General features: G+C 41.1%; 11 protein-coding genes. 8 read left to right on the forward strand and 3 right to left on the reverse strand.

Annotated elements, in window-relative coordinates:
- Positions 1-324: 324 nt before the first annotated feature.
- Entirely contained in the window at positions 325-879 is a 555-nt protein-coding gene (gene gmhB, locus E5A76_RS02470; protein ID WP_161117998.1) for a D-glycero-beta-D-manno-heptose 1,7-bisphosphate 7-phosphatase, read from the reverse strand.
- A gap of 260 nt (positions 880-1,139) precedes the next feature.
- On the opposite strand from gmhB, the gene metN reads away from it, so the two are divergent.
- The 8 genes from metN to E5A76_RS02510 all read left to right on the forward strand — a co-directional run bounded on the left by metN (position 1,140) and on the right by E5A76_RS02510 (position 7,925).
- Complete coding sequence (gene metN / locus E5A76_RS02475) at positions 1,140-2,174, forward strand: methionine ABC transporter ATP-binding protein MetN (protein ID WP_161117999.1); 1,035 nt, start codon at positions 1,140-1,142, stop codon at positions 2,172-2,174.
- Positions 2,164-2,850 (forward strand): methionine ABC transporter permease, encoded by a 687-nt coding sequence (locus tag E5A76_RS02480; protein WP_008986254.1) that lies wholly within the window; start codon positions 2,164-2,166, stop codon positions 2,848-2,850. Before metN ends, E5A76_RS02480 begins: the two co-directional genes overlap by 11 nt.
- A 42-nt stretch (positions 2,851-2,892) precedes the next feature.
- Positions 2,893-3,708, forward strand: a complete 816-nt coding sequence (locus E5A76_RS02485) for a MetQ/NlpA family lipoprotein (protein WP_107167196.1) — start codon at positions 2,893-2,895, stop codon at positions 3,706-3,708.
- 102 nt (positions 3,709-3,810) lie between these two features.
- Positions 3,811-4,512: a tRNA (N6-threonylcarbamoyladenosine(37)-N6)-methyltransferase TrmO gene (gene tsaA / locus E5A76_RS02490; RefSeq protein WP_161118000.1), complete on the forward strand. Its 702-nt coding sequence runs from the start codon at positions 3,811-3,813 to the stop codon at positions 4,510-4,512.
- 125 nt (positions 4,513-4,637) lie between these two features.
- The gene (locus E5A76_RS02495; RefSeq protein WP_107167198.1) at positions 4,638-6,353 is read left to right on the forward strand and encodes a proline--tRNA ligase; all 1,716 of its coding nucleotides are present in this window, start codon (positions 4,638-4,640) and stop codon (positions 6,351-6,353) included.
- Positions 6,354-6,540: 187 nt separating this feature from the next.
- The gene (locus tag E5A76_RS02500; protein ID WP_161118003.1) at positions 6,541-7,398 is read left to right on the forward strand and encodes a GGDEF domain-containing protein; all 858 of its coding nucleotides are present in this window, start codon (positions 6,541-6,543) and stop codon (positions 7,396-7,398) included.
- Positions 7,399-7,530: 132 nt separating this feature from the next.
- The gene (locus tag E5A76_RS02505) at positions 7,531-7,737 is read left to right on the forward strand and encodes a YaeP family protein (protein ID WP_053989476.1); all 207 of its coding nucleotides are present in this window, start codon (positions 7,531-7,533) and stop codon (positions 7,735-7,737) included.
- Complete coding sequence (locus E5A76_RS02510; RefSeq protein ID WP_053989477.1) at positions 7,737-7,925, forward strand: DUF4250 domain-containing protein; 189 nt, start codon at positions 7,737-7,739, stop codon at positions 7,923-7,925. The genes E5A76_RS02505 and E5A76_RS02510 overlap by 1 nt, the downstream gene beginning before the upstream one ends.
- 51 nt (positions 7,926-7,976) lie before the next feature.
- Here the strand turns inward: E5A76_RS02510 and E5A76_RS02515 are convergent, their stop codons facing one another.
- Together E5A76_RS02515 and E5A76_RS02520 are read right to left on the reverse strand one after the other, a co-directional pair.
- Positions 7,977-9,188 carry an aromatic amino acid transport family protein gene (locus tag E5A76_RS02515; protein WP_161118001.1) on the reverse strand — a complete coding sequence of 404 codons (1,212 nt, stop codon included), beginning with the start codon at positions 9,186-9,188 and terminating at the stop codon, positions 7,977-7,979.
- Between the two features lie 197 nt (positions 9,189-9,385).
- Positions 9,386-10,297, reverse strand: a complete 912-nt coding sequence (locus E5A76_RS02520) for a D-alanine--D-alanine ligase family protein (protein WP_161118002.1) — start codon at positions 10,295-10,297, stop codon at positions 9,386-9,388.
- Positions 10,298-10,370 lie beyond the last annotated feature (73 nt).

The raw sequence follows: 10,370 nt of genomic DNA on the forward strand, positions 1-10,370 counted from the left end.
ATAAATCTTTTTGACTAATCATTCAACGAGTGCCCACACAGATTGCATGGTCAAATTGTTAAAGAACAATACTGATTACGTTGCTTGCCTGTGGCTTACTCCGTGTCAGTGAGGTCGCATTATAGGAATATTTTTTTTGCTGACAATAGTTTTTTTAAGGTTTTTTCTTCAACCGCAATCGTTTGTCCATTTTTCAAACAACAATCGCAAAATAGGGTGTTTTTTCACTAACGCAGACATTTTGAAGCTCTAAAAAAGAAAAGCAGCGTCAAAACGCTGCTTTTCTCAATTTCTCAACCATCTTTTAGCAAGATTCGATGGACATTATTGCTGTGCTAACCAAGCTGGAACATCTGCAATGCTGTCTAATACGACGTTTGCTAATGCTTCACCTTCTTCGGTGATTGGTTTACCTGTACGCACTAATACCTTAACGGCAACATCGGCAGCAGATGCTGCTTTCATATCATCTGCTTTATCACCAATCATGACTGACTTTGCCATATCAATCTTGAGGAAATCACGGGCAGAGATAAACATGCCTGGTTTTGGTTTGCGACAATTACAGTCTTGTAAGTAATCACCTTGACCTTTTGTTGCATGGTGTGGGCAGTAATAGATACCGTCAAACTCAACACCATTATCAACAAAGTTCCAATCCATCCATTCTGTCAAAGATAGAAATTCGTCTTCAGTGAACATACCACGAGCAATACCTGATTGGTTTGTTACCAATACTAATAGGTAGCCCATCTCTTTTAATTTTTTACATGCTTCAAACACACCATCGACGTATTCGAAATCATCAACGGTATGTACATAGCCATGATCAACGTTAATTACGCCATCACGGTCAATAAAGACTGCAGGTTTGGCCAAAGGTTAGCCCTCATAAATCACAATTTCTTAGATTATGGCACGAGTTAATAGTGAAAAGTACTCGTTATTCACTAACTCATTGGTAGGAACTCATTTAGACGTCTAGACGTAAAAATAGCTATTGACAGTTTTTGTGATAGAACATAGCATCAGAATCACAGGATGATTGCTTATTTAACACCATTAAAACAATCGACCGTAAATTTATACAATAGATATTTAATATCATCCAATAGTTTTATCTAGGAGCAGGACGTTCAATGATAGAAATAAAACAACTCAATAAAGTCTTCTATCAAGGCGATAAGGCTATTAACGCATTAAGCGATATCAACCTTACGATTCAGCAAGGAACTATCTTCGGGGTTATTGGCTCATCGGGCGCAGGTAAAAGTACTCTGATCCGTTGTGTTAATTTGTTAGAGCGCCCTTCTAATGGGCAAGTGATTGTCGATGGTGTCGATCTCACTACCCTATCTAATCAGAAGCTCACTTTAGCTCGCCGTAAAATCGGCATGATTTTCCAACATTTCAACCTTCTTTCATCTCGCACAGTTTTTGATAATGTTGCTTTGCCACTAGAGCTTGCCAATACTGATAAATCAACGATTAAAGCAAAAGTAACAGAGCTCTTAGCTTTAGTCGGACTTGAAGATAAACACTTAAGTTACCCATCAAATTTAAGTGGTGGTCAGAAGCAACGTGTTGCGATTGCACGTGCATTGGCATCCGATCCCAAAGTGCTACTGTGTGATGAAGCCACCAGCGCATTAGATCCAGCAACCACACATTCAATTCTTGAACTACTCCAAGAAATTAACCGTAAGCTCAATCTGACTATTTTGCTGATCACCCATGAAATGGATGTGGTGAAACGTATCTGTAGTGAAGTAGCGATTATCGGCGGCGGTAAATTAGTGGAACAAGGATCGGTTGGTGATATTTTCTCATATCCTAAAACTGAATTAGCTAAAGACTTTATTCGCTCAACATTAGATCTGTCGATTCCTGCTGATTACCAAGCACGTATGACTCCAACTCAAGTTGAAAACTCATTCCCTCTGATTCGTTTAGAGTTCACTGGTGCTTCTGTAGATGCCCCATTGATCAGCCAAGTAACCCGTAAGTTTAACTTAGATATCAGCATTCTTAGCTCTGATATGGATTACGCAGGCGGTGTGAAGTTTGGATTGATGCTGGCAGAATTTTTCGGCGATCACACCGCCGTTGATAATGCGGTTGATTTTCTTCGTCAAAATAAAGTGAATGTTGAGGTACTTGGCTATGTCGCTTAATGATTTAACCCTATGGTGGCAACAAAATACCCGCCTGATTGATTTACTTATTGAAGCACTGGGACAGACATTAACCATGGTGTTTGTATCAGGGCTAATTGGTTTTGTTATTGGTATTCCTCTGGGTGTTACCCTTCACTTAACCAAGAAAAATGGCTTATTAGAAAATACCGTTGTTAATAACATCCTTGGCATTATCGTCAATATCGGTCGCTCTATTCCTTTTATTATCTTGCTGGTTGCCATCATTCCTTTTACCCGCTTTGTAGTCGGTAGCTCAATTGGTACTGCAGCAGCAATTGTACCTTTAGCGGTAGGGGCAATTCCTTTTATTGCTCGCTTAGTAGAGGGGGCATTGTTAGAAATTCCATCTGGTTTAGTTGAAGCAGCCCAATCTATGGGAGCAACACCGCTACAGATCATTAAGAAAGTACTATTGCCAGAAGCGTTACCGGGCATCATTAATGCGGTGACAATCACCTTGGTTACTTTAGTGAGCTATTCAGCGATGGCGGGTACCGTTGGTGGCGGTGGTCTAGGTGATGTGGGTATTCGTTACGGCTACCAACGCTTTGATGGCACTGTGATGGCTATTACTGTCGTCATTCTGATCGTACTGGTACAAATTATTCAATCTGTCGGTGATTACCTCGTAAAACGTGTTGATCATCGATAATCAAAACACTTTAAGGAAAACCCCATTTTAAGGAGAAGTTGTATGGCGTTTAATCTAAAACATGTTTTTGCTCTTGCAGGTGTTGCAGCAGCCCTATCATTAACAGGCTGTGGTGAAAAAGAAGCCGTGGTTGATAACAGCAAGGTAAAAATTGGCGTCATGGCAGGAGCCGAAGAGCAAGTTGCTGAAGTTGCAGCAAAGCAAGCGAAAGAGAAATATGGTCTTGATGTTGAGCTTGTGACCTTTACTGATTACGTATCACCAAATGCGGCATTAGAAGAAGGCTCTATTGATGCCAATGCATTCCAACACAAACCATACCTTGATCAGCAAATTAAAGATCGTGGTTACAAATTTGCTGTTGCAGGTAATACATTCGTTTACCCAATCGCAGGTTACTCAAACTCGATTAAAACTGTTGATGAGCTAAAAGAGGGCGACAAAGTAGCTGTACCAAACGATCCAACTAACCTTGGTCGTTCATTATTGCTACTTCAACAGCAAGGCCTTATTAAGCTAAAAGACGGTTCAGGTTTAACAGCAACTGTATTAGATATTGTTGAAAACCCGAAAAACCTGAAGATTGTTGAGCTAGAAGCGGCACAACTTCCACGTTCACTTGATGATGTAGCACTGGCGATCATCAACACCACTTACGCAAGTAGCATTAACTTAACACCAGAGCGTGATGGCGTGTTTGTAGAAGATAAAGAATCGCCATACGTGAACCTGATTGTCTCTCGTGCAAACAATGTAGATGCGGAAAACGTGAAGAAATTCGTTCAAGCATACCAATCTGAAGATGTCTATAACTCAGCGAAAAACATCTTCAATGGTGGTGTGGTTAAAGGCTGGTAATCTCAGCGTTTTATAACCATACACTTATCGGGTAGGTCTCAGCACCTACCCTTTTTTATGTTATATTCTCAGCTCTTTTGACTTCTTAGCTGGCTTCATTTCATGTCTTATAGCATTGATCCTATCGGTATTATCCACTCCCCTTATAAAGAAAAATTTGCGGTTCCTAGACAGCCAGGGTTAGTACCGAGTGCACGTTCTGAAATTATTTTGCAAGGTGCGGCAAATTCATTAGAAGCGGTAAGAGGCATCGAACAATTTAGCCATTTATGGCTGTTATTTTTATTTGATCAGAATTTAGAAGCAGGATGGCGCCCAACTGTTCGTCCTCCTCGTTTAGGTGGCAATGAACGCATTGGCGTGTTTGCTAGCCGTGCCACATTTCGCCCAAATGGCATTGGTATGTCAGCGGTCGAATTAAAAGGAATTCGCCATGAAAATGGCAATGTGATCATCGAATTAGGTGGGGTCGATCTGGTTGATGGCACGCCTATTGTTGATATAAAACCTTATATTCCTTATTCCGACAGCCTGCCGCACGCACAAGGTGGCTTTGCATCAAGCACGCCTGCTCTCATGCCAGTATGTTTTAGCGAAGCCGCACTCAATCAACTACCAGCAAAAAATAAAGCCTATTATCAAACCGTGATCAGTGAAGTATTAGCCCAAGATCCTCGTCCGGCTTATAAGAAAGGCAAGCCAGATCCTAAGCAATATGCTGTCCACTTGTTTGATTTTAATGTGCACTTCTCGGTGACTGAACAACAAATAACCGTTAATCAGATCGAGAAAGTTAATCAATAGCAGATCTTATACAGTTCTCTTTGGCGAATAGCGTGTAGGCTGGTAAGATATTCGGCTATCGTCAGATCGCTGACGGGCGGGATTTATCCCTTCTTTTTAATTTAATTAATCAACGGATACCATCAATGCGTACCAGTAATTATCTTCTTTCTACTCTGAAGGAGACTCCAAACGACGCAGAAGTTATTAGCCACCAGCTAATGCTACGTGCAGGTATGATCCGTAAGCTGGCTTCAGGTCTATACACCTGGCTACCTACAGGTCTGCGTGTACTGCGTAAGGTCGAAAACATCGTTCGCCAAGAGATCGACAATGCAGGCGCAATCGAAACCTTGATGCCCGTTGTTCAGCCGTTTGAACTATGGGAAGAAACAGGCCGCTCTGAGAAAATGGGCCCTGAACTACTTCGCTTTACTGACCGCCATACTCGTCCGTTTGTGCTTAGTCCAACAGCAGAAGAAGTGATCACAAGCCTAGTACGCAACGAAGTTAGCTCTTACAAGCAACTTCCGTTGAACCTGTACCAAATCCAAACTAAATTCCGTGACGAGCGTCGCCCACGTTTCGGTGTAATGCGTGCACGTGAATTCTGCATGATGGATGCTTACAGCTTTGACATTGACAAAGAAGGTCTACAAAAGTCTTACGATGCAATGCACGACGCTTACTGTAAAGCGTTCGATCGCATGGGTCTTGAGTACCGTCCAGTATGGGCTGACTCTGGCGCAATCGGTGGTAATGGCTCTCAAGAGTTCCACGTATTAGCAGAAAGCGGCGAAGACTTAATTGCATTCTCAACTGAATCTGACTACGCAGCAAATATCGAAAAAGCAGAAGCACTAGCCCCTGCTCACGATCGTGCAGCGCCAACGGTTGAGCTTTCTGTTATCGATACACCAAATGCGAAAACTATCGATGAGTTAGTTGAGCAACACGGTATCGCTATCGAAAAAACAATCAAGACGCTATTTGTTAAAGCTTCTGATGAGATCGATGCGCCTATCGTAGCGCTATTAATTCGTGGTGATCACGAATTGAACGAAATTAAAGCAGAAAACCTAGATTGTGTTGCTTCTCCACTGGAAATGGCAACAGAAGAAGAAATTCGCCAGTTCGTTAACGCAGGTCCAGGCTCACTAGGTCCTGTTGGTCTTGAGCTACCATTCATCGTTGACCGCACAGTTGCTGTAATGAGCGATTTTGCTGCAGGTGCAAACATCGATGGTAAACACCATGTTGGCATCAACTGGGGCCGTGACGTTGAACTAGGTCGTGTTGAAGATCTACGTAACGTAGTAGAAGGCGATCCAAGCCCATGTGGTCAAGGTACGCTAATGCTTAAGCGTGGTATCGAAGTAGGTCACATCTTCCAACTAGGTACTACGTACTCTGAGAAGATGAACTGTGGCGTACTAGATTCAAACGGCAAGAACGTAATCCTAGAAATGGGTTGTTACGGTATCGGTGTTTCTCGTGTTGTGGCTTCTGCTATTGAACAAAACAACGATGAAAACGGTATTATCTGGCCTGACGCAATCGCACCTTTCCAAGTATCTATCGTTCCTATGAACATGGCGAAGTCTGAAGAAGTGAAAGAAGCGGCAGAAAAACTGTACGCTGATCTAACTGCTGCGGGTATCGACGTGCTATTTGATGATCGTAAAGAGCGCCCAGGTGTTATGTTTGCAGATCACGAATTGATCGGTATTCCACACACTATCGTTATCGGTAACCGTAGCCTAGAAAACGGTGAGATGGAATATAAGAACCGTCGCACTGGTACTAAAGAAGCTGTGGCTGTTAATGATGTTGTTGAATTCCTTAAGCAAAAACTTGCTTAATTCAAAAGCTTCATAACATATTGAAAAAGCTGCCGAATATGGCAGCTTTTTTATTAATAAAAACCTCAACATCTCCCCCATTTTTTTATGTAATATGTTAAAATAATTGCATAAACCTGTTGCTACGATTGATCTACTCTTTAGATCCCCTATAGTGACAAATTAAATAGTTAATGATCTTGTAGTGATGGAACACGCTTTATTTAAACACGTAACCTCATCTCCTTCTCTTAAGCTAAAGCAAAAACCTTTAGCCGCAGATCAACGCCTGTTGATCCTACAAAAGCTACAAGGGAAATTAGAGATCCGTTCACTGTTTGAGATCTTGTGTCGCGAGCTTGATAAACAAATTGATATTTGCCGTTTGGTTTGGACCTTAGATAAAACCACCACCTTGATCCGCAAAGGACAAGCGAGTCCTCACCAAAAAAGTTTTACGCTTCGTTTTGGTGATAGCTGTTTAGGCACTCTGCAATACTCCACCTTATATCCTCTAGATGATGACGAAATCAGCTTACTGCATACATATCACCGTCTGTTTGCTGGCTCATTATTTAACGCCATTGAATACCGCAAAGTAAAAAATATGGCTTTAATGGATCAGTTATCTGGCTTATGTAATCGAATGTGCTTTGAGCAAGATATTCACCACGCCATTGCGATGAGTGAAAAGCGCAGTGTAGAACTCGTGCTGTTTATCTGTGATTTAGATAACTTCAAACAGATCAATGACAACTTTGGTCACCTTGATGGTGACAAGGTTATTAAAGCGTTTTCTCAAGCTTTAAAACATGCAATCCGAAATTCTGATCGTTGCTACCGAATTGGTGGTGATGAATTTATTATTTTACTGCAACCTGCAAGTCCTCGCTCGGAAGTAAAAGTGGCAGCGAGGATCAGTGACTACATTGATCAAAGCCCGATCCTAAATGCTCTCAATATTGGCTTTTCTTATGGCACAGCCACTTTCATGCAAGGTGACTCGATGGTGTCACTGATTGAACGTGCCGATCGTCAACTCTATCAACACAAGCGTAATAAATAATCATTCCGTTGCGCTAACCACCATAACAGCTACGTTTTTATTTCATTTAACGCTATGATGCTCTCTCTAGATAATGAGAGTATTCAAATAGATATTGTTATCTTTTTGAACATTTTCTAAAGAGGGATAATTATGCAAGTTTATCAATGCGGCGAGCTTATTCGTGCTACCTATGCGCAAATTGGCAGTGGCGATCAAGGCTATATTCCAGCAGCTATTGCTTGTGCGATCAAAACCTTCAATGACATTGCTGAAGATACCAACTTACCGTTAGAAGTGCGTGAACGTGCGGCCTTTGCTGCGGCTAATTTATTAATTAGTGATCATGAGGACAAATAATGGACTTAGCTAAATTTGAATCCATGGATCCTATTATGTTGATGAGCATCGTTAACATGAAAATCCGTGATGATTTCCAAGATCTTGATGAACTAGTGAAATTCTACGATATCGATCGCCAAAAGCTGATCGATAAACTGGCAAGTGCTGGGTTTGAATACTTACCTGAAGCCAAACAATTTCGCTAAACAAAAAACGGAAGCTTTGAACTTCCGTTTTTATTTTCTCTTTAATGCCAATTAGCCTTTAAATATCGGCAGCAAATTAGCCATTGCCATAATATGGAACACGGCAGTCACTACACCAAAACCAATCACCACATATACCGTTACATTACCACCCGGCACTACAAACCCTTCTTTCGGTGCTTTACATTGGCGAGTTTTCTTTGCCAACATTGCTGGAATAATACATGCCCAGATCGTTGCCGCAGCACCTGCTAGACCAATTGCAGCAAGGAAACCAAATGGTGACACCAATGAAAACAGTAATGGTGGAACAAAAGTAATCGCCCACGTTTTCAATCGGCCTTGCTTGGTATCTTCAAAGCCAAATAAATCTGCTAGGTAATCAAAGACACCCAGACCGACACCAATAAATGACGACACAACAGCAGCAATAGAGAAAATACGAATAGCCTGTTTCACACTATTTGAATCAATTACGCTATCAAGAGCATGAGTCAGTGCATCAATCCCGCCACCAGCAGAAACCACAGGGCCGAACGCCTCACGTGGCAAGTTACCAAAAATACATAACACCCATACCAGATAGAAACCTAACGCAATAAAGGTGCCACCTAAAATTGCATTCTTTGCGCGGTATTCATCTCGGTAGTAATCACGCATGGTGCTGACAGAGTGGTGATAACCAAACGAGGTTAATGCAATCGGTAACAAGGCTAATGCATACGGTGAATAACTTGAATGCAAGTGGGTAGTATCGAGCAGTACAGGTAATTGGATATTTGCAGCTAAACCTGAAATACCAATTAAGAAGCTCACCAACATGAAGATAATGAGCAAAATAGAAATACGATCAACGGCACGAGTAGAATGCAGCACAAATGCAGAACATACCGCTACAAATAAAACCGATGCTAGCTTTTCATTAATGCCAAGCAAATTACTAAAAATCATGCCCGATGATGAGATATAGGCATAAAGTAAAATACAACCAACAAAATACAACGATAGGTTATTAACAACATTGATTTTACGGTTCAACACATCTTTGGTAATGGTGTTAAAAGAAACCTTAAAATCATAATGCTTTAATGCTTCTAGCAGTAACCAACCTGATAAGGTCATCATGACCATGGTCAATGAGATCGCAATAACACTCCAAAATGTCCATGCGCCCGCCCCTGCACTCGGTAAACCTAACATGCCTGCGCCAACACAAACGCTTGCAATAATGCATGCACCGCCAAGTGTGGATGGTTTGCTCATATCTCTTCCTTACAGCTAATGTATCAGTGAACTAGTACATTAATGCTTTTTATATTATCTCGCAATAAAAAGTTACCAAATAGATAAAAAAACAACATCAGGTAGTTCTCATATATATCCATCTATAAGAAGCCAAATACATCAGCATAAAAAAACACCGTGATAGTATGGCTATCACGGTGTTTTAAGAAATTGAATTAAATCGTATCAAATTGTGCTTTATCGAGTAACTTAGCAATGAGATCGTTATAAGTTAAACCGGCTTGGGCTGCAGCCATTGGATAAACACTACGCTCTGTCATCCCTGGAATGGTATTCATTTCAATTAAATACACATCGTTATTTTCAGTTAACAGCACATCTATGCGCCCCCAACCTCGACAACCTAACGCTTTATATGCAGCCTTAACAACTTGCTGCATGTTCTTTTCTTCTTGCTCACTCAGATCTGATGGACAATGATACGTCGCACTTTGTGTTCCGAACTTGGCACTCCAATCAAAAAATGTATCTGAACAAATTTGTACTACAGGTAGTGCTTCATCATTCAATATTGCGCAGGTATATTCACGCCCAACAATGAATTGCTCTACCAACACTTCATCATCATATTCAAATGCTGCTAGCAGTGCTTGCCATAGTTGTTCTTCATTATCAGCTTTTGCAACGCCAATACTACAGCCTTGATTTAAAGGCTTGATCACAACAGGAAATGTGATTTCACCACAGCTCTTTAAAATATCTGATTGAGATGTCGATTTACGTACCAATACCCAAGGTGCGGTCAATAAACCATTTGCCGACCACACTTCTTTGGTTTTTAGCTTATTTAATGAAATCGCAGATGCTAGTACACCACTGCCTACATAAGGGATTTGCAAAATATCGAGCAATGCTTGGATATGTCCGCTTTCACCTAACCCGCCATGTAATGCAATAAAAACTTTATCGAGCTTATAAAGATTCAGCATGGAGAGATCAATGCTACACGGATCTAACTGCACCACGTCATGACCTAGAGCTTTCACCGCAGATACAATTTGTGCTCCTGACTTTAATGAAACTTCTCGCTCACTCGATCTGCCACCACATAAAACTCCAATCCGCATTTGCATTCCTTCAGTTCAAAAAATAAAGCGCTAAAAATACAGCAAATGTAACGCTTAATTAACTATTAAATAG

It is taken from the genome of Photobacterium lucens, assembly GCF_009873615.1.
In the GTDB taxonomy this organism is placed as follows: domain Bacteria; phylum Pseudomonadota; class Gammaproteobacteria; order Enterobacterales; family Vibrionaceae; genus Photobacterium; species Photobacterium lucens.

Bases quoted from the DNA above. Each gene is read 5' to 3' on its own strand.
- E5A76_RS02515 (WP_161118001.1), bottom strand. From the start codon at position 9,188: ATGAGCAAACCATCCACACTTGGCGGTGCATGCATTATTGCAAGCGTT.
- E5A76_RS02510 (WP_053989477.1), top strand. From the start codon at position 7,737: ATGGACTTAGCTAAATTTGAATCCATGGATCCTATTATGTTGATGAGC.
- E5A76_RS02480 (WP_008986254.1), top strand. From the start codon at position 2,164: ATGTCGCTTAATGATTTAACCCTATGGTGGCAACAAAATACCCGCCTG.
- E5A76_RS02485 (WP_107167196.1), top strand. From the start codon at position 2,893: ATGGCGTTTAATCTAAAACATGTTTTTGCTCTTGCAGGTGTTGCAGCA.
- E5A76_RS02495 (WP_107167198.1), top strand. From the start codon at position 4,638: ATGCGTACCAGTAATTATCTTCTTTCTACTCTGAAGGAGACTCCAAAC.
- E5A76_RS02520 (WP_161118002.1), bottom strand. From the start codon at position 10,297: ATGCGGATTGGAGTTTTATGTGGTGGCAGATCGAGTGAGCGAGAAGTT.
- tsaA (WP_161118000.1), top strand. From the start codon at position 3,811: ATGTCTTATAGCATTGATCCTATCGGTATTATCCACTCCCCTTATAAA.
- E5A76_RS02505 (WP_053989476.1), top strand. From the start codon at position 7,531: ATGCAAGTTTATCAATGCGGCGAGCTTATTCGTGCTACCTATGCGCAA.
- metN (WP_161117999.1), top strand. From the start codon at position 1,140: ATGATAGAAATAAAACAACTCAATAAAGTCTTCTATCAAGGCGATAAG.
- E5A76_RS02500 (WP_161118003.1), top strand. From the start codon at position 6,541: ATGGAACACGCTTTATTTAAACACGTAACCTCATCTCCTTCTCTTAAG.